Below are 21736 nucleotides of genomic sequence, written 5' to 3' on the forward strand. Positions count from 1 at the left end.
GCCTTCGACATCGCCGGCCCCGGCGCCGCCGACTACGAGGCCGCGATCGGCAAGCTGGACGGCGGCGACATGTCGGGCCTGGCGGGCATGACCCGCGCCGCCGATCTGGGCTACGCCCCGGCCCAGACCTATCTGGGGCAGCTGTATCTGGACGGGGCCGCCGGCGTGCCGGCCGATCCGGCCAAGAGCCGCCAATGGGGCCGCCGCGCGGCCGAAGGCGGCGATCCGCGCGGGATGCATCTTTACGGAATGCAACTGTACGAGGGCGACGGCGGCGCGACTAATCAGGCCGAGGCCCTGGCCTGGCTGCTGAAGGCGGCCCAGGGCGGTCTGCCCGACAGCCAGTACAACGTCGCCCGTATCTATGAGACCGGGGCCGACGGCGTGGCCAAGAACCCGACCGAGGCGCTGAAGTGGTACATGATCGCCGCGCGCGGCGGCGACACCGAGGCCCAGGCCGCCGTCACGCGGCTGCGTCCGCAGGCCAGCGCCGTGGATCAGCGCGCCGCCCGCACCGCCGCCGACGCCTTCGTCGCACAATCCCGGCCTTTGTCGCAGACAACGTCGCAGGCTTCAGGCTAAGACACCGCCTCCGCCCCGCCTGACGGCGAACCTGTAACCGCTCCAGCCGAAGGCCCGTCCTTTGGACATCTATCTGCCGATCGCCGAGGTTTCGGTGAACTGGCCGACCCTGGTGATCCTGGGGGCGGTGGTCGGGTTCGTCTCGGGCCTGTTCGGCATCGGCGGCGGCTTCCTGATGGCGCCGATCTTGGTGTTCCTGGGCATTCCCCCGACCGTCGCCGTGGCCAGCCAGGCCAGCCACGTCGTGGCCTCGTCGACCTCGGGCGTGATCCGCTACGCCGGCCAGGGGGCGGTCGATTTCAAAATGGGGTCGGTCATGGCGACCGGCGGGGCGGTCGGCGCCCTGGCGGGGGTGGAGCTGTTCCGCTACCTGCGCCTGCTGGGCCAGGCCGATCTGGTGGTGGCCCTGTCCTATCTGGTCTTCCTGGGCGCCATCGGCTGCCTGATGCTGAACGAGAGCCTGACGGAGATCCTGCGCCGTCGCCGGGGCGTGCCGGCGCCGCGCAAGGAGCGTCGCCGCCCGATGTGGCTGTACGGCCTGCCGCTGCGGATGAAGTTCCCCAAGTCGGGTCTGTACATCAGCGCCCTGCCGCCGTTCGGCCTGGGCGTTTTCGCCGGTGTGCTGTCGGCCATCATGGGGGTGGGGGGCGGCTTTATCCTGGTGCCCGCCATGCTTTATGTCCTGCGGATGCGGGCGGGCGCGGTGGTGGGCACCAGCCTGTTCCAGATCATCATCACCACCGCCATCACCACCATCCTGCAGGCCGGGCGCAACCAGACGGTCGATATCGTCCTGTCCACCATCCTGCTGTTGGGCGGGGTGGTCGGGGCCCAGATCGGCGCCCGGTTCGCCGGCCGGTTCCGCGCCGAGGAGCTGCGCGCGGCGCTGGGGCTGATCGTGCTGCTGGTCGGAATCCAGATGGGGCTGGAGCTGTTCGTGCGGCCGGCCGACATCTTCATGCTGGCGCCGGGGATCCCGGAATGATCCAGGCCCTGCCGCCGCCCGATCCCGCACCGGCCGCCGTCGTCGCGCCCGCGTCCGACCGCTCGGAGGCGACCACCGGCGCCCTGCGTGTCGCCGCCGCCCTGACGGACGCCCAGGTCCATGTCGATTCCGGTTTCAGGGGGGCGTCCATCGTCCTGTACGGCGCGGTGTTCAATCCCACGCCCGATCCGACCGACGTGGTCGTGGTGGTGCGCGGGCCGGACGCCCCGATCCGCCTGGTCAAGAAGACCCGCACCTCTGGCGTCTGGCTGAACAGCCGTCCGGTGGTGTTCGAGGGTGCGCCGGGCTTCTACATGACCGCCTCGACCCGGCCGCTCAGCGACATCGCCGACTTCGGCCAGCTGCGGCGCCTGGGCGTCGGGGTCGATCACCTGCGCATCGACGCGCCGCAGGAAAGCCGCACGGTGTCGCGCTATGGCGTGCGCGACGTGGTGGTCAGCCGTCTGGGCGACGACTATCTGGACTGGCGCCGCGCCGTGATCCGGCTGAAGGAGGCCGCCGCCCTCTATGACACCGATTCCCAAGGGGTCGAGTTCGTGGACAAGGGGCTGTTCCGCGCCGAGGTCAAACTGCCGACCGTGGCGCCCACGGGCAAATACTACACCGAGGTCTGGCTGTTCCAGGACGGCGAGCCGCAGTCGGTGTCCAACCTGACGCTGACGGTCGAAAAGGTGGGGCTGGAGCGCGACATCTACGAGTTCGCCCATCGCCGCCCGTGGCTGTACGGCGTGCTGTGCGTCGTATTGGCGGCCCTGACCGGCTACGGCGCCTCACGCATCTTCAGCCGCCGCGGCTGAACCCCAGTTCCTCGCGCAGCGCCTCGGCCGTCAGTCCGCCGGCGCGCAACTCGGCCAAGGTGACCGACCGATCCCGCTTGGCGTAGCGCCGCCCGTCCGGTCCCGCCAGCAGCCGATGATGACGATAGATCGGGGCGGGCCAGCCCATCAGCGTCTGGATCAGCCGCTGCACAGGGGTGGCGGCGAACAGGTCCTGGCCCCGGATCACATGGGTCACACCCTGCAGGGCGTCGTCATGGGTCACGGCCAGATGATAGGCGACACCCGTATCCTTGCGCGCCAGCACGACGTCGCCCGCCGCCGCCGGATCGATGGGCAGCAGGCCGGTCTCTCCATCGGGGCCTTCGCCCTCTTCGACGCAGGTCATGCCGTTCCAGACCTTCTCGCCCAGCGCCTCGCGCGCACGGTCCAGCGACAGTCGCCAGGCGAACGGCGCGCCCGAGGCCAGCAGCCGCGCCTCCTCCCGCGCCGGATGCGGCCCGGGCCGCACGGCCTCCATGATGCCGTGCGGTGCGTCGCCGATGGCGTTCAGGATGTCCCTGCGCGTGCGAAAACAGCGATAGAGCAGCCCGCGCGCCCTCAGGCTTTCGATGACGGCGGCGTAGTCGCCGAGATGATCGGACTGACGCCGAACCGGCGTTTCCCAATCCAGCCCCAGCCAGGCCAGATCCTCCAGAATCCCGGCCTCGTATTCCGGCCGGCAGCGGGTCGGATCGATGTCCTCGATCCGCAGCACGAACCGCCCGCCCGCCGCCTTCGCCGCCGACCAGGCCGTCAGCGCCGAAAAGGCATGGCCCTTGTGCAGGCGGCCGGTGGGAGAGGGGGCGAAGCGGGTGGCGAACACGGCTAATCTTCGTCCGTGTCCAGCAGATGCGTCCAGTCGCGGGCCGCGTGAAGGATGCGGACGACTTCGACATCGGCCGTCACCCTGTAGAAGATCAGATAGGAGCCCTCAGGCCGCTTTCGCAGATGGGCGACGCCGGTCTCTGGATAGCGCCGGGGATTTTGGGCGAGGGTTTCGCAGCGTTCGAAAAGGGTCCTGACCAATCGCCGCGCCGCGTTCGGACTGTCCAACGCCACATGGTGTTCGATCATGGTCAGGTCGCGTAAGGCGGCGTCAGCGAGCCGAACCCTCATTCGCCCTCGGCGGCCCAACGAGCCTCGAAAGCGGCGCGGACGTCTTCCAAGGGGGTCAGTCGACCGGCGTCGGCGTCGGCTATGCCTTCCTCCAGCTTGCCCAGCAGGACCGCCAGTCGCGCCTCATGCTCCTGCACCAGTCGGACGCCGGTGCGCAGCACTTCGCTCTTGGAGCCGTAACGGCCGTCGCGAACCAGCCGGTCGACGACCTGCTCCAATGCGCCCAGTTCGACGGTCATGGTCATGGCGGCCTCCTCGATGAAGGACCCAATAATAGTTATTGGCTCGGTCTGTCGCCAGCCGAAATCCGCCATCGACCGGATTTCCTTGAGCGTCCCGGCGCGTCATAGGTAGATCATGCCGCTTCAGCCCACGCCCGATGACATCGCCGCCGCGCGCGAGGCGCTTGTCGCCGCCGATCCGGCCCTGGCGCGCGTTCACGCCCAGACGCCGCCGTTCGAATGGCGGTTGAGGATCGGCGGGTTCGAGGGGCTGTTCCGCATGATCGTGGAGCAGCAGGTCTCGGTGGCCTCGGCCGCTTCGGTCTGGGCGCGCCTGCGCGAAGGGATGGGCGAGATCACGCCCGAGCGCCTGCTGGCGCACGATCTGGATCAACTGCGCGGCATGGGTCTGTCGCGGCAGAAGGCGACTTACGGACAGGGTATGGCCCGCGCCCAGATGGCTGGAGAGATCGATCTGGAGCATCTGTCGAACCTGGACGACGCGGCGGCCATCGCGGCGTTGACGGCGCTTAAGGGAGTCGGCCTGTGGACGGCCGAGGCCTATTTGCTGATGTGCGAGGGACGTCTGGACGTGTTTCCGGGCGGGGATGTGGCCTTGCAGGAGGCGATCCGCTGGGCCGACGGTGCCGAGGTTCGGCCGGATCAGAAGGCGGCCTATGCCCGCGCCGAGGTCTGGCGGCCGTATCGCGCGGTGGCGACCCATCTGCTGTGGGCCTGGTACACGGGTGTCAAGCGCGGAGAGATCTTGCTGGAGACGACCGCATGACCCCGCTCGATCCCGTCCTGACCGAACCGCTGCGCAACGCCCAGACCGTGCTGTCGGCCTTGGATTTCGCCGGCGTGGCCGTCTTCGCCGCCACCGGCGCGCTGGCCGCCGCGCGCGAAAAGCACGACGTGGTCACCTTCGCCTTCTTCGGGGCCATCACCGGGGTCGGAGGCGGGACGCTGCGCGACCTGTTGCTGGGCCTGCCGGTCTTCTGGGTTCAGGACTGGCGCTATTTGGCCGTCTGCCTGTTCGCCTCGACGGGGCTGTGGCTGGTGGGGCAGCGCGACTGGCGCTTCCGCGCTCTGTTATGGCTGGATGCGATCGGCCTGGCGGCCTACGGCGTCATGGGGGCGGCCAAGGCTGAGGCGGCGGGGGCGCCCGCCTTGATCTGCATCGTCATGGGCACGCTGACCGCCTGTTTCGGCGGGGTGGTGCGCGACACCCTGGCGGGCCAACCGTCCATCCTGCTGCGGCGAGAGATCAACGTCACGGCGGCCATTCTGGCGGCGACCGTCTATATGGCGCTGCGGGCGCCGGGCGTGGGCGTGTGGCCCGCCGCCATCGTCGCCGCCCTGTGCGGCTTCCTGTTGCGGGCGGCCGCCCTGCGGTGGGGCTGGACCCTGCCTGGGTTTCCCACCCATGCCGCGCGGAGCTGAGGCGGGCGTCACGAAAACGCTGCACGTCGGTCATGGCGATGAACGGGAATCACGGGTAGGCTGGCGGGATAAGACTAGGGAAGGAGACGTGTCCTCACCTCTGTCGCCTCAAAATCCCCCCGCCAGAACGGGAGGGCCTGATGCAGGTTCTCCATAGACCGCCGTCCGGTTTCCCCGCCCTGGTGCTGAACGCCGATTTTCGGCCCCTGTCCTACTATCCTCTGTCGCTGTGGCCGTGGGAGGAGGCGGTCAAGGCGGTCTATCAGGACCGCGTCGACGTGGTGTCCCTGTACGACAAGGTGGTGCGCTCCCCGTCCATGGAGATGCAGCTGCCCAGCGTGATCGCGCTGAAATCCTATGTCGATCAGGACCGCAGCCCAGCCTTCACCCGTTTCAACGTCTTTTTGCGCGACGGTTTCGCCTGTCAGTATTGCGGGCAGTCGGCCGAGCTGACCTTCGATCACGTCGTCCCCCGCTCCCAGGGCGGACGCACGACCTGGGACAATATCGTCGCCGCCTGCAGCCCCTGCAATCTGGCCAAGGGCGGCCGCACCCCGCGCCAGGCCATGATGCCGATCCGCCGCGAGCCCTATCGTCCCAACGCCTGGCAGCTCCAGGACGCCGGCCGCCGCTTCCCGCCCCACTATCTGCACCAGAGCTGGCTGGACTATCTTTACTGGGACATAGAGCTCGAACCTTAGGGTTCTTTTCAGTTGCTCGAAATGGCTCAAACACCCTTGTGGTAGGCAGGTTCAGGGTTCGTTCTTTTACCGCTGATTTCTCGATTATCCTCCGAAATCCTCCCGGCTGGTGACCATGTGGTGACCAAAACCGGGACCAGAAACGCGGCCCCTCGTGGGCCCGAGGAGAGATCGAATGGTTCAGAACCCGAGGTCCGGAAAGATCACCAAACGCCTGGTCGACGCCCTGACGTCCGAAGGGGTGCGGTTCACCCTTTGGGACACGCAGCTCAAGGGTTTCGGGGTGCGCGTCGCTGTCAGCGACACCAAAACCTACGTCGTTCGGTACAGGACGATCGGCGGCGCCGACCGCCTGCTTCACATCGCTCGCCATGGTGTTGTGACCGCCGAGGAAGCCCGCGAAAGAGCGGCCGCTGTGCTGGCCGAAGTCGCGTCAGGTGGTGACCCTCAGGGGACCAAAGTCGAACGACGCGAAGAACTGACGATGTCGGAGCTCTGCGACCTCTACATGAAGGAGGGCGTCACGATGAAGAAGGCGACGACCCTCAGGATCGACCGCATCCGGATCGCGCGCCACATCAAGCCGCGCCTCGGCCGGATGAAGGTCACCGATATCGGCCGAGCGGACATCGAGCGGCTGATGGTCGATGTCGGGTCGGGACGCATTCGTGGAGAGGCGACGCCGCACACCCGCGGCGGCATTCATGCGGCCTCGCGCACGGTCGGTCTGCTGGGCGGCATCTTCACGTTCGCCGTCGAGCGGGAGTTCGTGAAGACCAACCCCACGCGCGGCGTGAAACGCTACAAGGACAACCGTCGGGATCGCTTCCTTTCCCCGGCCGAGCTGGCGCGGCTCGGCGATGTCCTCGCGGAACTCGAGAAGCACGGGGGCGATCCTCGCCATATCAACATCATCCGCCTTCTGGCGCTGACCGGCGCCCGCAAGAACGAGATCGCCAGGCTCAAGTGGTCGGAGATCGATCGCAACATGGGGATGCTCCGGCTTGAGGATTCCAAGACGGGGGCCAAGGTCATCCGTCTCGGGAGCGCGGCGCTGAAGCTGATCGAGGGCCTGCTCTCGAACGGGAGCATTTATGTGTTCCCGGATCGGAGAGATCCCAAACGTCCGATCGCCAACCTCGATTGGGCGTGGGTCGGCATTCGCAAACGGGCGGGCATGGAAGACCTGAGGATTCATGATCTCCGGCACAGCTTCGCGAGCGCGGGCCTGGCGGGCGGTGAAGGTCTCCAGCTCATCGGAAAACTGCTCGGCCACAGTCACGTCAGCACCACCAGTCGGTACGCCCACCTGGCGGACGACCCGGTTCGTGCGGCCGCCGACAGGATCAGCGAGAGCGTCGCCGCCTCTCTCGCGGGCTGGTCGGTTGAAGAAGGACAGACGGCCCACTGAAAGAAGGCCGCCCGGCGGATCGCCGGGCGGCCGAAGAGACTGGGATGGGAATGGGAGCTAGGCGTCCTCGTGAGCGGCCTCGCCCCAATGTCCAGCCTGACGTGGCTGGCTTGACGAGGACCTGAGGCCCGACAGCTGGCTGCGCGCCCACTCGTGTAGCAGGCTCTTGGGGTAGTAGGGCGTTCGCCCGAGATGGGTGCAGGGCGGTCCGTCGGACCGCGTGCAGAACACCTTCGCCAAGGTCGATGGCGAACGGCGGATGCCCATCCGCAGAAGCTCGGTGGACGCTTCCTTGCGGGTCAGCAGCATTTCCTCAGTTCCGTGAAGATGTAGACCGGCCATGTGGCGCTCCTTTCCGTCTGATCCAGAACTGTAATCAGGCAAGCACTGAAAGAAATAAGCCGCAACCGACCTGAATGGCTTATGCTGTCGCTTCGATTACCTCGTCAGTGTCCGGGTTGTTCCGTCTGGTTTCTTCTTTGTCCCCTCGTCCGAACAACTTCACGGCCTTGTGAAGAGCGGGGGCCATATCCACCATGTCGGACGGGTCGGCTGCCTCCTGCGGAAGCGATTTTGGGGAGAGGGAGGCCGCCCCTGCTGGGCGTGTGGGCTGTTGAGCGATAGTGTGGGTGTTGTGTCTCGGGCTGACGCTCGGATCGAAACGCGCGTCAGCCCGTGCAGGCTTCGGAGATGGCTTCAGTCGACGCAGATTGCTGGGGTCGGCTTGCCATCCTCTAGGCGCGCGTAGCATCCAAATACTTGGGACTCGGCCTGGCAGCGCCCGACCGCGGCGCTTCCGGCGGCAGGGAATGGCGCGTCGTCCACGCGGCAGTCGCCGAGACAGTCCGATCCGGTGGTGCAGCGCTTGCCGGCATCGGCGTAGGTCACGACGCACTGAAGGGTCTGCGCCCGCCCGACCGGCTTCATCTCGCCGCCTCGCGCCGCGCAGTCAGCAGCGGCGGACGTCGGTGAAGACACGGCGGTGTCACCGGCGTCGGTGGAGGGTATCGGCTGACAGGCGCCGACAAGGACGGCGATCAGAACGGGCAGGAATCTCATTCGATTGTCTCCATATGGACAGAACAGGCGGTGCGCCGGGCCCCCCGACACTTGTTTCGGACGTGCCTCGGCTCCCTTAGACGCCGCCGATCCGACGGTCCCTTATCCAAACGACTTCCAAGGGCCGATCATGGCGGAATGGAGCGATCGCGGCTATCTGAAGTCCGGAAGGGACGGCGCGCCCCCTGTCGCCCTCAGTCGGGCACGTCTCGGTCAATCATGGTCGGAGAAATCGGATGACGAGCTTCACCAAGCGCGCGATGGCGACGGCGATCCCGGCCGACCTCCTGACCGCCGCCCTCGAAGCGTTCGCGGAGATGCCGGCCGATGATCGTCAGTCCTACGAGGCTCGTGCGTTTCGGATCTTCCAGCTCCTTGAGGAGCAAGAGGAGACTGGAGATCGAGCCCTGATCGCCTTCGTCATCCAGCTCCGGCTCGAAGCGCTGGCGCGTCTGCACGACGATCACGGCCTGCGGGCGTGGACGCTGCCGGGAGAGGAGGAAGGCATGGACTACATCCATGCCGATGTCGTCGCGGCGGCCGCCGTCGAACCTCTCATGGCGATCGACGATCGCAACACGGGGTTTGACGCCGAGTCCTTCCGCGCTCGCGTGCTGGCTGGCGCGGCCGTCCGCGGCAACGCCTGAGGCCGAAGCATGAGTCGTCCCCCGCCACCCAGACGCGGCGACCGAGCGGACGACGAAGGCGCCGGAACGAGCGACCTCGCCGTGCGGGCCGGGCGGGTCGCCAAACGCCTGCTGGCCGAGCGGGGTCTGGTCTATCTGGACGACCTCGCCCCCGATGACTGCCGCACACTGCTGCGCGCAGCCTGGCGCGAGGCGGCGGCCCAGCTGTTCAGCGGCGCCGACCTCGATCTCGTGGAAGCCGAGATCGACATTATGATCGACAGCCTCGACATGACGCCGTCCCCGCCGCCCATGCCGCGGTCCGAGATGAACTGAGCTTGAGCAGTCGCTGGGAGATGCTCCACGAGACCCGTCTCCTTCTGAAACCGCGAGTTCAGACCCGGATCGTGGGAGCCGTCACCGACCTAGGTCCTGTCCGAGCTGCTTACCGTTGAGGACCTGAGCGAAGCCGCGGGCGTCCAGCGAAAGAGTGACCGTCTTTCCTATGGCTGGCGGGGTCTTGCCGACGCTCAGCCGGCCATAGTGTTCGGAGCCGTCAGCAGCGCGCACTACCACAAAGGCGGAGCCGCCCAGTTCGTCGTGGAAACCGGCCTTGACCACCTTGCCATGGACCGGCGCCTTGCCCAGCTGTTCGGCTGACCGCGCGCCGTCCAGACGCCGCTGGTTCAGTGTGCGAATGACATCCTTCGATAGTTGAAGCCGTCGCAGTCGCGCCTCCATGTCAGGCGCCAACCGGAAGCGTCGGCCCACACGTGTCGCAAGGCCCAGCGTCTCTAGATGACGCAACCGTCCACGCGTCAAAGCGGTCCAGGCGTCAGTACCCCCGACGCCGTCATCGACACAGCCGCCGTCGTCCACGGCTGCGATGAGACGGCGGTCGAAGGCAGTGAACCGGTCGGCCTCGGTCTCACGCCAGACGCGACGTTCGGCGTCCTGACGGCTGAGGTCTCCGAGGCGTTCCTGAGCCACTTCCTGGGCTCGTGCACGAAAGCCGTAACCGATGTAGTCGCGCGGGATCACGAGATCCCGGCCGTCGCTTCGTCGACCCCGAACGAGCACGTGGGCATGGGGTTGGTCGGTGTCGAAATGGCAGACCGCGATCCAGTTCAGCCCAGGCTCTCCGAGATCGTCGGCGACCCTCGACATGACCTCCCTTGTGTAGCTCTGCAGGTCCGAAATCCGGTCGCCATGCTCCGGTGAAATTATGAAGCGGAAGTGGTGCCGGTCTTTCGCCCAGCCCTCCGTCGCGCCTGCCGCATCGATGCCTTCGCGGACCGGTCCGAAGAACACGGCCTGCTCCCCATCCTCTCCGGCGCCCATGCGTCCGAGGTAGGCGATGTGGGCGCCGAGCGCCGCGCCTCGGGCGAACCCCTTGCCCATGTGACGCGACACCAGAGCCTTGACCGTCACACGCTGCCGGACGTCGAGACGGAAGGGTCGACCGGAGCGGTTCTGGGCCGCGCGCAGACATCCCGCGCGGTCGCCATAGGCGAACAGACGCGAGGCCGCGAGGCGCTGGAACATGGCGATGCGGACGCTGGTCTTGTCCGACTTCAGCCTCTGGGGAAGGTGCACTCGAAGAGTGGATACGTCGCCCTTGGTCGCCTCGGCGAGGCGCACTTCGATGGCTGTGCGGACCTGCATGACGGGTGCTCCAGCCGGGGAATCAGACGCCAACTCAACGCAAGTCGCCGACCGTCTCCACGGTTGTCGCAAGTGTCTGCCGGGACTGGGAAAAACAGAAGGCCAAAACCCCCCTTTTATCTTGCCCTAAGCCCCCAATCTGACGATTTCCAACCAGCCTCCCCAACAGTGAACACAGCCGATCAAACCTCGGCAAGGCCCAGGCGATCCCGGCGTTCAGACCGCTCCAGGTCTGCCGGATGACAAGAAAAAGCCCGCCCGGCCGAAGCCGAGCGGGTCATTGATCAAGATCGTGATGTCTCAGGCGGCCCGAGCCTTGATGGAGACGTGCCGCAGCCCGTTCTCCATCGCCTTTTGGCCGAGGTTGAGCGCCGGTCCGAACGGCCGCTGAAGGGCCGCGGCGGTCAGCGGGTCGTCGCGATCCGCCGCAGGGGCCGCGTCCGCGGGGCGACCATCAGGAGGCGGACCTTCCTCGGGAAGCGCACCTTCGGGCGGCGGACCGCGGTCATCGCCGGGCCCGGGACCTGGATCGAGGCCTGTCGGGCGCACGCGAGATTCGGCGCCCTCTGGCGGCGACGCCGCGCCGACCTCGGGCGCTGCGGCCCCGGGTTCTCCCACCCCAGCGCCGTCGGAGGCGCCGCCCCCTCAGCCGGATTCGTCCGGGCCGCCTCCGGGCAAGGCCGGGACCCAGGCCGAGACCCGTCCCCGGCCGTCCCTGTCCGAGGATCGGCCGTTCAGCGGGGGCGCGAAGGGGGGACGCGCGGTCGGCCGATCCGCCGCCCTCCAGGCCTTCTTCATCGCCAACTCCGGTCGCGCCCTCATGCCGGCCGGCGAGAACAGCGGCGCACTCAAGCCCACCGTCAGATCCGAGGATTGAGCATGCATCCCTTCTTCAAACCCAAACGTGGCCTGACCGCGTCGCCCGAGGCTACTCCCTATCAGAGGGCGGGCCAGGTCTGGGACGACCGGATGGGTCTCTCCATCGCCCATGCCCGCAACTGGCGCCGCATCGCCCTGGCCAATCTCGCGCTGGCGGGCTTTCTCGGCGCCGGCTGGTGGGTCCAGGCCGATCGGGCGGTGGTCCGGCCCTTCGTCGTGGAGGTGTCGGACTGGGGGCAGACGCAGAGGATCACGGCCCTGGACGGGCGGTACGAACCGACCGAGGCTCAGACCGGCTATGCCCTCGCGCAATGGATCCGGGACGTTCGGTCAAAATCGATCGATCCGATCGTGATCCGGCAGAATTGGTTGCGCGCCTACGATCTCCTCACGCCGAAGGCCTCGGCCTTCCTGAACGACTGGGCCCAGGCCAACGATCCGTTCGCGGAGGCCGGTCGGGAAGCGGTCAATGTCGAGGTGCTGAACGTGGTCCGCCGCAGCGACCGCACCTTCGACCTGCAATGGCGGGAGACCCGGTTCGTGAACGGCCAGCAGGCCGGGGCCGAGCGTTGGCGCGCCCTGATCACCGTCGCCCATCAGCCGCCGCGCAACGAGGCCGAGCTGATGCGCAATCCCCTAGGCCTCAAGATCGAGGATGTCTCATGGACCCCCGACGCTTCCTGAGCGTGACCGCCCTTTCGGCGTTCGCCGCAATCGCGCTCTCCGGCTGCGCCCTGCTCCGAGGGCCGGACGCCGACCCCATCAATCTGGCCGAGGCGATCACGCCCGTGGTCCCGGCGCCCGAGGTCGGGCCCGATCCTGTCCTTCCGTTGGAGGCGGAGTCGTCTCAGCCTACCGCCGAGCCGGGCTCGACGGCCCGACCCTACCTCGAGGCGGTCGCCCAGGCGGAGCCGCCGCGGCGGCGTCGTCCCGAGACGCCGCCTCCGGAGACGCCGTCCGGACGCGCCGCGATCGCGGAAGCCAACCGGTCCGCCAGAGCCGCCTCCAGCGCCGACGGCTTCGTGGGCGGAGTCCAGGTGTTCGGCTGGTCCGACGGTCGGGTTTACGAGGTCTGGACCGCACCCCTGCGGGTCACCACCCTCACCCTGGCGCCGGGCGAGACGGTCACCGCCAAGGCGGCCGGGGATACGGTGCGCTGGCAGATCGGCGAGAGCCAGTCGGGCGCCGGCGCCTCCGCCCGGACCCATGTTCTGATCAAGCCCTTGCAAGCGGGTCTGGAGACCAACCTCGTCCTGACCACCAGCCAGCGGGTCTATCTTCTGACCTTGCGCAGCGGCGGCGCCGACGCCTTCAACGCCGCGATCGCCTGGGACTACGGCTTCGCCGCCTCGAGTCGCCCGGTCGCCGATCCGCTGTCGGGCCTGCCACCGGTCGATGTGCAGGCAGTGACGCCTCAGGGCCCCCTCGACGCGCGCTATAGGATCGAGGCGCGAGGGCGATCCCCCCGCTGGGCTCCGACCGCCGTCTTTAACGACGGCGCACGGACCTTCATCACCCTGTCGCCGGGAGCCTCGATTGATGAGGCGCCGGCCCTGTTCGTCCGGGCCGGCGAGGAACTCCAGCTGGTCAACTACCGGCAGGCCGACGGCGTCCTGATCGTCGATCGCCTGTTCGACGAGGCCGAGCTCCGGCTCGGCGACCGTCGTCCGCAAATCGTCCGCATCCGTCGCATTCCGGGAGCTGCCCGATGACCGATCCCAATCTCCCTCCTGTCAGCCCTGGCGACGATGTCGCGCCGCCTCCGTCCACCCCGACAGCGACGCCCAAGGCGCCTCCGCCGCCCCTGATGGGCCGGGCGCCGCGGCCGGGCGCGGTCCGCATTCGCAAACCCGTCGTCCAGGGTGCGGTGATGGTCGCCGCCCTGCTTGTGTCAGGCTCGCTCGCCTGGGCTTTCGTCGTCCAGCCGCAGATGACGCGTCAGGCCCGGGACGCCGCCGAGACCGATGGCGCGGGCGAGGCTCGGGGCAGCGTCCGACCCTCGGAGCGGGTGACCGATCAGCCCGCGAGCTATGACCGGCTCGCCCAGGCGGACGCCTTGCCGGAGCGCCGGGGCGCCACGCCCGAGGATGAACCTTCCGCCGCCTTGCCGCCGCCCGCACGGGCGCCGGCGCCGTCATACGCCGCAGCGCCCAGAGGGCCGCGACCGGCGGAACAGGCGGCGGCTTCAGCGCTGTTCTTCGGAGGCCCGTCGAGTGGGGCCGCCGTTCAGGCAACAGGCGGGCGATCGGATGCGCCGCCTTCCCCGGCGATGCGGGACTATGGCGCGATCTACAGTCCCCACAGCCTGCTGGCGCCGGTTTCGCCCTATGAGCTGAAGGCCGGCGCCATCATCCCGGGCGTCCTGCTGACGGCCGTGGACACCTCGCGTCCCGGCCCGGTCGTGGCCACGGTCAGCCAGAATGTGTTCGACTCCATCACCGGTCGCCATCTCGTCGTGCCGCAGGGGACGCGCCTGATCGGACGCTATGAAGGCGAGAGCGCCCACGGCGACCGTCGGGCCTTCCTGGTCTGGGATCGGCTGATCCTTCCCAACGGCAAGAGCCTGATCCTGTCCGAAGAACCGGGCGTGGACGCGCAGGGCGCGGTCGGCGTGCGGGGAGAGGTGGATCGTCGGCTTCTGCCGCTCGGCGTGGCGAGCCTTTTCGCGGGCGCCATCACGACCCTGGGCGAACTGGCGCGCGGCGGATCCGAGGATCGATCGTTCGCCGCCAGCGCGGGGAGCGCCGCCTCGATCGAGGCCTCCCAGGTCGGCGGACGGCTCGTCGATCGCGAGCTCGGCGTCCAGCCGTCCATAAGGGTCCGGGCTGGGGCTCCGGTCCGGGTGATGATCACCCGCGACCTCATTCTGGAGCCCTACCGCCGATGACCCGTCTCCGTCGTCTTCTCGTGGCGGTCGTGGCGCCCGCCGTCGGCCTCCTCGCCTTCGGCGCGGTCGCGGCGCAGCGCCCCGCCGTCGCCCTGATCAATGAGAGCCCGAGCCTGCCTCGGGGCGTCTATGTCCGCACCGAGGCCCCAGACATCGGGCGCGGCGCGGTGGTCGCCATTCGTCAGCCCGAGATCGTGCGGCCCTATTCGACCGGGTCGGGCGGTCCGCCGTGCCGGCACATCCGCAACAAGCCCTACTACCCGCTGGACCTGCTGGAGACGTGGGCCGAGGCTCAGATCACAGCGCCCGCCGCCTCATCCAGCGAGCGCCAGCGGATGCGGCGGGAGGCCCGGCGTCGGGAGGCGACCTCATGACGACCACCCGCCCCAGTCTCGAGACCCTGATGAACGACCCGACGGTCAGCTATCCGCTCAAGGCCGTGCTGCTGGTGTGGTGGAGCCGCGATCCTCTGGACGCGGCCAACGATGCGGCGGCGCTCGCCTCGGTCATGGGGGATCGCGCGACGGCGCTTCTGGAACAGCGTCATGGCCCATGACGACGGGCTCGAGCGGTTCCTGGGCTGGCGGCAGGTCCGGGACCTGACGGGCCTCGGCCGCACGACCGCCTGGCGCATGCGTCAGGCCGGCGACTTTCCGGAGCCGGTGCCGATCTCGCCCGGACGGGTGGCCTGGCGCGAGCGCGACATCGCCCGCTGGAACGAGAGCCGCGGGCCGACACCAGAACCCGAGCCGGCGGCCCGACCCGTCACGCCAGCGCCGCCCCGTCCTCGCGAAGACCGCGTCATCGCCACGCCGACGGCAAAGCCGAGTCCGTCGCCGTCACCGCGAGGAAGCAAGCCGAAGTCGCGCCCAAGGCGTCGGACCGGACCGGCCATCGCAGAGGGCCAGCTTGGCTTCGACTTCTAGCGCCTTTGGTCCGATGCGGGGTTCAGCGTTCCCCGAGCGCCCTGATCCTGGCTTCGGATCGGGAGTGCCGCCGCAAGCCGACCACATCGCCGATGCGCCAGGCCGTCGCGCCGAAAACCTCGTCGCCGGCCTGGGTGAGGATGCGGACATCGCCCGAGAGCGCGGCGCCCCGTTGGAGCAATCTGACGCGAGCGCCGTGCAGATCGAGCTGGCGCAGCACCCCGGGGGCTGTTTCCCCCTGGCCGTACTCGATGACGCACTGTTCGGCGCACCGGCGGCGCGCGAGAAGGCGGCGATCGGGTCTGGCGACGGGGAAGCTCATTCCCGACACCTAGTGCGAGGCGCTGAAGGCTCGTTTAAGCGTCGCCGTTAACGGCCGCGTTCACCCTGTTTCTCGTGGCCGGCGGGACGTAGCGGGGCGGGACCCCCGTGCCCGCCGACCGTATTCCCGCTATGGCGATCCGAATGGCCCAATACAAACTCGTCCTCTTCGACTTCGACGCCGTGCTCGCCGACAGCGCGACCTGGTTCATCGCCCAGCTGCCGAGCCTCGCCGAGGCCCATCGCTTCCGGTCTCCCGACGCGGCGGAGATCGAACGTCTTCGGGGCCTGCCGACCCGAGACGTCGTCAAGGCGCTGGGCGTGTCGCCGCTCCGCCTTCCGGGGATCGCCGCCGATCTGCGCAAGCGAATGGCCCATGAGGCGCACCAGATCGCGCTGTTCGAAGGCGTCCCCGATCTCCTGCGGCGGCTGCACGACGGCGGCGTCCGGTCTGCCGTGGTCAGCTCCAACAGCGAGGAGAATGTCCGCGCGGTGCTCGGGTCCTCGGCGTCGTTGATCTCGGCCTTCAGCTGCGGCGCATCGCTGTTCGGGAAGGGCGCGCGCTTCTCGTCCCTGATCCGCAAGCTGGATGTCGAACCGGCCCGCGTCTGCGCCGTCGGCGATGAGGTGCGGGACATCGAAGCGGCGCACCACGTTGATGTGGCCGCGATGGCCGTGTCCTGGGGGTACGGCGCGGCCTCCGCGCTCAGCGCCGCCGTGCCGGACTACATGGTCCATACGCCGGCCGAGGCCGCCGCCGTGCTGCTGGCTTGACGACTCCTCGTTATCGCCGCGACCTACCTGTCGGCCTCCCAGTGAGCTAGGATGCCGTCGCCCGGTGCGGCTCACGCGTATGTACAGGCTTCGGCTAAAGGCGTGAGCGCATGCGAATCTCACATGTTCTCAACGCCCGGCGCACCTCCGCCACGCGCTTTAAAGGCTGCGTCTTGTCGTGGAGGCGGTTTGCGCATAAATAGTACGTAGGTTTTTGCGTTATCCTAATTCGCACCTGAGCCATTTTTGGTGGAAGTGCACGGGACTGACGAGGGGATCACACCTCTCTCGCCGTCGCCGAGGATCTTGGATCCGTTGAAACCGGGCACTGGGGACATAGGGCCTCGGAGCTTTGGGGCCGACGCAGTTGAGACCTCAACTGAATCGGCGGTAAACGAAGATAACGCGACTATGTATCGGGCGGGTGCACCAGCACCCGCCCTTTACTCATTCTGGGCGTCTTCGATCCGCTCTGCGGTGATCATATCGCTGCCGAAGACGTTGGCGTGATCCCCGAACACGTCCACCGGGCCACGATCGATGCAAAACATCCGCTCCCGAACGAGAGGAGCGCCGAACTCCCTTTGAACATCGTGCTGGAAGCCGGCTGGCTGCAGCGGGGTGCCGAACCGAAAACGGCTTTCAAGTTCCCGACGCAGTCTGGCCGCGGTCAGGTCCTCTTCGGCGTCCGCCGGGATATCGTGAAGCCCTCCATCCTGGCCCACATGCGCCTTGGCGAAAACGAGATCCCGACGGTCGATCGCGAAGCTCTGATTTTTCCCGCCCATCTTGGCGTAGAAGATCGGGAGATGCTCGAACGGGAATTTCCGGCGTTCGACCTCGACATCGATCAGGGCAATGTCCGCAGGCGCTATTCCGCTTTCCATCAGGGCCAAGAACCGCTCCTGAAGCACCGTCGTTCGCGTCAGCTCAAAATTCCGCGCCGGTAGCAGCAGGGGATCGTCCCGCCGATGGGCTTCAAGCCTCAGCCGGGTGCCATTCACCTCCTCGCTCTCAGCGGTGACGAGTGCACGGTTCACGGCCGCATGGACAGCGTCGGTGTCAAAACGCCAGGGGCGGCCGTCCGGCCACTCCCAACCGGGATCGGTCATCCGGACCGGAAAGACGGCGCTGCCGAAGACCTCCCACAACGGCTGGGTCCAGTCGTCATCGACATAGGCGAGAACGATGCGGGTGGGGTTCACCGGATCCTCTTCGCCCTGATAGTTCTCCCGGGCGTAGGCGAGAACCTGAGCGGCGAGCTCTTCAACGGCTGCGACGTCGTAGACGGGGTCTCGCTCCGGGAACGCAACAGCTGTCGCCCGCCATGGGGTTTTGCCGTCGTTGTTGATCGTGTTTGCGGCTGGGCCAGCCGTGGCTTGCGGCAAGCCGGCCAAAACAAGGAGCGGCGCTCGGCCGGCGACGCCGCGTGTCTTCGCTCGCGAAACAGGTTTCGCCTTGGTCTTGACCTTCCCAGCCACCGCTAGCTCCTCCGAAGAAGGATCTCTGCGATATCGGCCGGAATGACGATGCGGCCGATGATGTCCGAAGGTTGGGCGGCGAGGAAACGGGCCAGGGCGTTGCTGTCTTTCTTGGCGGCCTGGAAGGTCGATGGGTCGAGCTGCTCCTGCTGCGCCCAGGCGAGGAACTGCTGCCACAAGGCCTGCTTGTCCTGCACTGTCGCGGAGGAGAGGGCGAGGCCGGGTTTGCGATACTCCTCAGCGATGACGCGGAAGCCGGGCCGCACCAGTTCGCCGACCTTGATGCGCTTGTAGTCGAACGGGGAGGTCACGCGCAGGGTGACGATCTCTCCCGCCTCCGTTCTAACGCAGAAGGCGATCTGCACGGACTTGGGAAGGCTGTCGAAACTGGAGCCCGCCGCCCGCGCCGTGGCGGACAGTTGCTGAACCTCGTTGCCGATATCCGCGGCCCGGTCCGCCGGCGCGATGACCTCCCGCCCGGGCCGGCTGTCGGCGATCTTGAGCCGGTCCTCACCAGCGGCCCGGACGGCAGCCAGCAGTCCGCCGTAGGCGCCCTTCAGGTCGTTCAAAAGGGCCTTGTTGGCCTGTCCGAAGCGAGAGGCGAGCAGGGGCGGCGCGTCGGGGGCGGCATAGTGCGCCTCTACCGTTTCGACCAGTTGATTGAGAAGCGCCTCTGTCACTGCGTGACCTTCCGAACATTCAGGTGGGGCAACTGTAGGAACACGACGGAGCGGCGTCCATTGCCGGCGCGAGGCTGAAGGGCTCATCCAAACTCAGCCAGGTGCTGGAGCTTCGCGGAAACGCGGGTGCGGTCGTCATGCTGAGTTCGAGCATGGCTAAGTCAATCCATGCGGAGACCTCCACTCTGAATTCGCATTTTCACTCGGACAGAGAAGTGAGGGTCTTGAGCTAGACCCAGTCCAAGACTGTTAGCCGGCTGACAACCAGCTCTTTTGCCTCTCTCGGAGAACCGTCATGGGCTATGTACTTCGTGTCTGAAAATGCGCCTGTCACCATAACTTCGGAACCTCGGGGCACGCGAGGCAAGATCTTCCGATTGAGGCTCGAGCCCCAGCTGACGCAGTTGACGCCGATGGTTTGGGGCTTCCCATCACCGCCCATACGGCGCTCCAGTAGTCTGAAAACCGCTTTGCCGAAGTCTTCGGCTATCTGCGGATCGGTCGCGAGATGACCTACAAAAACTACATTCTGCATTGTTCGTCTCCTTTAAGTCGAGCACCGTGAACCCTTTCCGCAGTCACCCGCTCAGATTGCCCCGCCCTTCCTCCTTCTCTTTCCGGCTTTCGGTTTCGCGCGAACAGCCGCTCGGCCAAGCGCTGAAGCTGATCATGTCTTCCTAGGCGCTCCGTAGAGATGGCGGCGAACCGATATGCACGATCGGGTCGAAGCGGACGCGGGCCGCAAACCGATCCACGCCCCACCGCGCTTACACAGAACAATAGATGCCCCAGCGCGGAATCCACGGAAAACGGCGGACTTCACCAGCAATCCAAGCAGCGCGGAGATATCCCGCGACGCAGCGTTGACCAGTTTTGGCAACGGTGCGACTCTCTCCGGGAGTAGGAGAGCCGCGTATGACCATCCCCGCCAGCCATATCAAGAAACGCCGGGAGGCTATGGGCCTGACGGTGACCGATCTGGCGGGCAAGCTGGGCGTGGACAAATCCTTCATCAGCCGCGTGGAGGCCGGGGAGCGATCGCTTTCCGACGCCCAGAGCCAGGCGTTGGCCGCCGTTCTGAACGTCCCGGCCGATCTTCTCCTTCTCGAAAGCGGGAAGCTTCCGGCGGATGTCCAGGGCGCGATCGACGCCGATACCGCCGCCGCGGTTGCGGCGGTTCGTGCGCGCGCCGAGCAGATGGCGATCACCCATCCCAAGGCCCCGAAGCGTGCGTTCACGCCCCACGCGACGCCGATATCGCTGGCGCCGGATATCGAGGGCCGAATTCCGGCGAGGATCGAGGTCTCCAAGGCGAGCACGACCTACAGGGCGCACAGCTATCACACCAAGGTGCCGCCCTCGGCGATCAAGCCCTTCATCGAGGTCTTCACCGAGCCGGGCGATCTGATCAGCGACCCGTTCTGCGGGTCGGGCATGACCGGCGTGGCTGCGCTCGACAGCGGCCGAAACGCCATTCTGTCCGACCTCTCGCCGGCGGCCGTCCATATCGCCAGGAATTACACCGCGCCCTGTGATCCGAAGGCCTTTCGCGCCGCCTTCGAGCGCCTTCGGGACGCGGTCGAGCCGACCATGTCCTGGCTCTACACGCCCGTCGGCGCCAAACGCCCGATCGAGTACACGGTCTGGAGCGACGTCTTCCGTTGCGAGGCGTGCGAGAAACCGGTGCGCGACATGTACACTGACCGTAATCGGATCGCCTTGGGCCGCCTGTGGCGAGGCGTCCTGGCGGAGCCGGACGACCGTCTGCGCCGCGCCCTGGCTTTCGCCTTCACCAACACCGCCTGGCACGGCACGCGGATGCGGCGTTTCAACGCGCGCGGCGGCCACCGCCCTCTGACCGGCACCCTGTACGTTCCCCAGCTGTCGGCCGAGGCGAATGTGCTGGAGGTGATGCGCAAGAAGATCGGCCAGTTGCAGGCCTACTATCAGGCGCTCGGAGCGCCGACAGAGACCCCGCACGTCCTCATGGGCAGCGCGACCCAACTGACGGGCGTCGCCGACGCCTCCGTCGATTATGTCTTCACCGATCCGCCCTTCGGCTCGAACATCTTCTACGCCGACTGCAATCTGATCTGGGAATCCTGGCTGGGGCGTATCACCGACCCGACGCGCGAAGCGGTCGTGAACCGTTCCCTCTCCGTGGCCAGCGGCGGCAAGTCGCTGAAGGACTACGCCGGCCTGATGACCGCTTCGATGAAGGAAATCGCTCGGGTTCTGAAGCCTGGCGGGTGGGCGACCGTAGTGTTCCACAACACCGACGGCGATGTCTGGGCCGCCCTTAGCGCAGCGGCGCGTGAAGCTGGCTTCGAATTCCATGAGGCCGCCTCGCTGGATCGCAAGCAGCAAAGCCACAAGGGCTACAAGGGCCGCGAGGGTGGCGTCAGGTGCGCGAACTGACGGGCCTCGGGCGGACCACGGCCTGGCGGCTCAGACGCGCGGGCGACTTCCCCGAGCCCGTGCCGATCTCGCCCGGCCGCGTCGCCTGGCGTGAGCGCGACATCGTCGTCTGGAACGAGACCCGCGGCGAAGCGACTGGCCTGAACATCGCGACGGCTGTCCCGTCCGCAGCCCCGCGCCCGATCTCCCTTAGGCCGACCGAGCCGCGCGCCGCTGTCCGCCCGTCAGCGCCCGATCCACAGCCGACCGCGCAGTCGGCGGCAAGCAAGGCGCGCAAGCCGCCCCGGCGGACCCGCTCCACCGTCGTGGAGGGACAGCTCGGTTTCGACTTCTAGGCGGCGAGGGAGAGGGCGGAAATGCGCGTGAGGCGCGCATTGCGGGCCTGACGCTGTACCCCGATGACGGCGCCGACCCGCCAACTGGTCCGGCCGAAAAGCTCCTCGCCGTCCGCGAAGACCAGACGAACCTCCTCGTTCACCTCGCCCCGTGGCTGCTTCAGCCTCAGGCGAGCGCCGTGCAGGTCCAGTTGAAGCAGGCTGCCGGCCGTCCAGTCGTCGGGTCCGAAATAGACCATGCACGGCACGGCGCAGCAGGTGCGGGCCAGGATGCGACGGTCGGGAACGGCGACGGGGAAACTCATAGACACGGACTAGGACCGTCCCGCTGAACGCCGGCTTAAACCACAGCGTTAACGGTGGAGCTTGGCGGAGATGTTGTCCACC

At 67.5% G+C, this 21736-nt stretch carries 29 protein-coding genes; 18 read left to right on the top strand and 11 right to left on the bottom strand.

Annotation, left to right across the window (positions count from 1 at the left end):
* The 3 genes from RTU05_RS05245 to RTU05_RS05255 form a co-directional block, all read left to right on the top strand.
* Positions 1 to 582, top strand: a 582-nt coding sequence (locus RTU05_RS05245; protein WP_312596356.1) for a tetratricopeptide repeat protein, incomplete at its 5' end; no start/stop codon positions are given.
* A 61-nt stretch (positions 583 to 643) separates the two neighbouring features.
* Entirely contained in the window at positions 644 to 1567 is a 924-nt protein-coding gene (locus RTU05_RS05250) for a sulfite exporter TauE/SafE family protein (RefSeq protein ID WP_312596358.1), read from the top strand.
* A complete protein-coding gene (locus tag RTU05_RS05255; protein ID WP_312596360.1) occupies positions 1564 to 2385 on the top strand; it encodes a TIGR02186 family protein in 822 nt (273 codons plus the stop codon). Before RTU05_RS05250 ends, RTU05_RS05255 begins: the two co-directional genes overlap by 4 nt.
* Here the strand turns inward: RTU05_RS05255 and gluQRS are convergent.
* From gluQRS to RTU05_RS05270, 3 genes are read right to left on the bottom strand one after another with little or no spacing between them, the layout of a single operon-like run.
* A complete protein-coding gene (gluQRS, locus tag RTU05_RS05260; RefSeq protein WP_312596361.1) occupies positions 2369 to 3229 on the bottom strand; it encodes a tRNA glutamyl-Q(34) synthetase GluQRS in 861 nt (286 codons plus the stop codon). The two genes, RTU05_RS05255 and gluQRS, sit on opposite strands and share 17 nt — an antisense overlap.
* A 2-nt stretch (positions 3230 to 3231) precedes the next feature.
* Complete coding sequence (locus tag RTU05_RS05265) at positions 3232 to 3522, bottom strand: type II toxin-antitoxin system RelE/ParE family toxin (RefSeq protein WP_312596362.1); 291 nt, start codon at positions 3520 to 3522, stop codon at positions 3232 to 3234.
* Positions 3519 to 3767 (bottom strand): type II toxin-antitoxin system ParD family antitoxin, encoded by a 249-nt coding sequence (locus RTU05_RS05270; protein WP_312596364.1) that lies wholly within the window; start codon positions 3765 to 3767, stop codon positions 3519 to 3521. The genes RTU05_RS05265 and RTU05_RS05270 overlap by 4 nt, the downstream gene beginning before the upstream one ends.
* A gap of 112 nt (positions 3768 to 3879) precedes the next feature.
* On the opposite strand from RTU05_RS05270, the gene RTU05_RS05275 reads away from it, so the two are divergent.
* From RTU05_RS05275 to RTU05_RS05290, 4 genes are all read left to right on the top strand, one after another.
* Positions 3880 to 4530: a DNA-3-methyladenine glycosylase 2 family protein gene (locus tag RTU05_RS05275; protein WP_312596366.1), complete on the top strand. Its 651-nt coding sequence runs from the start codon at positions 3880 to 3882 to the stop codon at positions 4528 to 4530.
* Entirely contained in the window at positions 4527 to 5186 is a 660-nt protein-coding gene (locus tag RTU05_RS05280) for a trimeric intracellular cation channel family protein (RefSeq protein WP_312596367.1), read from the top strand. Before RTU05_RS05275 ends, RTU05_RS05280 begins: the two co-directional genes overlap by 4 nt.
* 140 nt (positions 5187 to 5326) lie before the next feature.
* Positions 5327 to 5887, top strand: coding sequence for an HNH endonuclease (locus tag RTU05_RS05285; RefSeq protein ID WP_312596369.1), 561 nt, complete (start codon positions 5327 to 5329; stop codon positions 5885 to 5887).
* Positions 5888 to 6062: 175 nt separating this feature from the next.
* The gene (locus RTU05_RS05290) at positions 6063 to 7298 is read left to right on the top strand and encodes a tyrosine-type recombinase/integrase (RefSeq protein ID WP_287105433.1); all 1236 of its coding nucleotides are present in this window, start codon (positions 6063 to 6065) and stop codon (positions 7296 to 7298) included.
* 57 nt (positions 7299 to 7355) lie between these two features.
* Here RTU05_RS05290 and RTU05_RS05295 read toward each other — a convergent pair whose 3' ends face one another.
* Positions 7356 to 7640 (bottom strand): hypothetical protein, encoded by a 285-nt coding sequence (locus RTU05_RS05295; protein ID WP_287105434.1) that lies wholly within the window; start codon positions 7638 to 7640, stop codon positions 7356 to 7358.
* Positions 7641 to 7994: 354 nt separating this feature from the next.
* Positions 7995 to 8357 carry a hypothetical protein gene (locus RTU05_RS05300; protein ID WP_287105435.1) on the bottom strand — a complete coding sequence of 121 codons (363 nt, stop codon included), beginning with the start codon at positions 8355 to 8357 and terminating at the stop codon, positions 7995 to 7997.
* Between the two features lie 236 nt (positions 8358 to 8593).
* On the opposite strand from RTU05_RS05300, the gene RTU05_RS05305 reads away from it, so the two are divergent.
* Both RTU05_RS05305 and RTU05_RS05310 read left to right on the top strand, forming a co-directional pair.
* Positions 8594 to 9004 (top strand): hypothetical protein, encoded by a 411-nt coding sequence (locus RTU05_RS05305; protein WP_287105436.1) that lies wholly within the window; start codon positions 8594 to 8596, stop codon positions 9002 to 9004.
* A gap of 9 nt (positions 9005 to 9013) precedes the next feature.
* Complete coding sequence (locus RTU05_RS05310) at positions 9014 to 9319, top strand: hypothetical protein (protein WP_287105437.1); 306 nt, start codon at positions 9014 to 9016, stop codon at positions 9317 to 9319.
* Between the two features lie 81 nt (positions 9320 to 9400).
* Here RTU05_RS05310 and RTU05_RS05315 read toward each other — a convergent pair whose 3' ends face one another.
* Positions 9401 to 10648 (bottom strand): DUF3363 domain-containing protein, encoded by a 1248-nt coding sequence (locus RTU05_RS05315; protein WP_287105439.1) that lies wholly within the window; start codon positions 10646 to 10648, stop codon positions 9401 to 9403.
* Positions 10649 to 11527: 879 nt separating this feature from the next.
* On the opposite strand from RTU05_RS05315, the gene trbF reads away from it, so the two are divergent.
* Genes trbF through RTU05_RS05345 form a run of 6 tightly spaced genes read left to right on the top strand, consistent with a single transcriptional unit; the run spans position 11528 to position 15340 of the window.
* On the top strand, positions 11528 to 12211 hold the full coding sequence (gene trbF / locus RTU05_RS05320) for a conjugal transfer protein TrbF (RefSeq protein WP_287105297.1): 684 nt from the start codon (positions 11528 to 11530) through the stop codon (positions 12209 to 12211).
* Entirely contained in the window at positions 12190 to 13239 is a 1050-nt protein-coding gene (locus RTU05_RS05325) for a TrbG/VirB9 family P-type conjugative transfer protein (protein ID WP_287105299.1), read from the top strand. Before trbF ends, RTU05_RS05325 begins: the two co-directional genes overlap by 22 nt.
* Positions 13236 to 14414, top strand: coding sequence for a TrbI/VirB10 family protein (locus RTU05_RS05330; protein ID WP_287105301.1), 1179 nt, complete (start codon positions 13236 to 13238; stop codon positions 14412 to 14414). Before RTU05_RS05325 ends, RTU05_RS05330 begins: the two co-directional genes overlap by 4 nt.
* Positions 14411 to 14788 carry a hypothetical protein gene (locus RTU05_RS05335; RefSeq protein WP_312596385.1) on the top strand — a complete coding sequence of 126 codons (378 nt, stop codon included), beginning with the start codon at positions 14411 to 14413 and terminating at the stop codon, positions 14786 to 14788. Before RTU05_RS05330 ends, RTU05_RS05335 begins: the two co-directional genes overlap by 4 nt.
* Entirely contained in the window at positions 14785 to 14970 is a 186-nt protein-coding gene (locus tag RTU05_RS05340) for a hypothetical protein (RefSeq protein ID WP_054764195.1), read from the top strand. The genes RTU05_RS05335 and RTU05_RS05340 overlap by 4 nt, the downstream gene beginning before the upstream one ends.
* Positions 14960 to 15340, top strand: coding sequence for an AlpA family transcriptional regulator (locus tag RTU05_RS05345; protein ID WP_287105318.1), 381 nt, complete (start codon positions 14960 to 14962; stop codon positions 15338 to 15340). Before RTU05_RS05340 ends, RTU05_RS05345 begins: the two co-directional genes overlap by 11 nt.
* 22 nt (positions 15341 to 15362) lie before the next feature.
* On the opposite strand, the gene RTU05_RS05350 is transcribed toward RTU05_RS05345, so the two are convergent.
* Positions 15363 to 15662 (bottom strand): hypothetical protein, encoded by a 300-nt coding sequence (locus RTU05_RS05350; protein WP_287105320.1) that lies wholly within the window; start codon positions 15660 to 15662, stop codon positions 15363 to 15365.
* Positions 15663 to 15769: 107 nt separating this feature from the next.
* Between RTU05_RS05350 and RTU05_RS05355 the strand changes: the two genes are divergently transcribed.
* Positions 15770 to 16435, top strand: a complete 666-nt coding sequence (locus RTU05_RS05355) for an HAD hydrolase-like protein (protein WP_312596387.1) — start codon at positions 15770 to 15772, stop codon at positions 16433 to 16435.
* A 443-nt stretch (positions 16436 to 16878) separates the two neighbouring features.
* Here the strand turns inward: RTU05_RS05355 and RTU05_RS05360 are convergent, their stop codons facing one another.
* The 3 genes from RTU05_RS05360 to RTU05_RS05370 form a co-directional block, all read right to left on the bottom strand.
* Entirely contained in the window at positions 16879 to 17916 is a 1038-nt protein-coding gene (locus tag RTU05_RS05360) for a hypothetical protein (protein WP_312596388.1), read from the bottom strand.
* Positions 17917 to 17918: 2 nt separating this feature from the next.
* Positions 17919 to 18596, bottom strand: a complete 678-nt coding sequence (locus tag RTU05_RS05365; RefSeq protein ID WP_312596389.1) for a hypothetical protein — start codon at positions 18594 to 18596, stop codon at positions 17919 to 17921.
* A 229-nt stretch (positions 18597 to 18825) separates the two neighbouring features.
* The gene (locus RTU05_RS05370) at positions 18826 to 19131 is read right to left on the bottom strand and encodes a single-stranded DNA-binding protein (RefSeq protein ID WP_287104764.1); all 306 of its coding nucleotides are present in this window, start codon (positions 19129 to 19131) and stop codon (positions 18826 to 18828) included.
* 380 nt (positions 19132 to 19511) lie between these two features.
* Here RTU05_RS05370 and RTU05_RS05375 point away from each other — a divergent pair, with 380 nt between their 5' ends.
* Positions 19512 to 21014: a DNA methyltransferase gene (locus tag RTU05_RS05375; RefSeq protein WP_312596391.1), complete on the top strand. Its 1503-nt coding sequence runs from the start codon at positions 19512 to 19514 to the stop codon at positions 21012 to 21014.
* Complete coding sequence (locus RTU05_RS05380; protein WP_312596393.1) at positions 21002 to 21349, top strand: AlpA family phage regulatory protein; 348 nt, start codon at positions 21002 to 21004, stop codon at positions 21347 to 21349. Before RTU05_RS05375 ends, RTU05_RS05380 begins: the two co-directional genes overlap by 13 nt.
* Here the strand turns inward: RTU05_RS05380 and RTU05_RS05385 are convergent.
* Complete coding sequence (locus RTU05_RS05385; RefSeq protein ID WP_287103983.1) at positions 21346 to 21654, bottom strand: hypothetical protein; 309 nt, start codon at positions 21652 to 21654, stop codon at positions 21346 to 21348. The genes RTU05_RS05380 and RTU05_RS05385 overlap by 4 nt on opposite strands.
* Positions 21655 to 21736: the final 82 nt, after the last annotated feature.

The sequence above is a fragment of the Brevundimonas sp. genome (assembly GCF_032017145.1).
Classification (GTDB): Bacteria; Pseudomonadota; Alphaproteobacteria; order Caulobacterales; family Caulobacteraceae; genus Brevundimonas.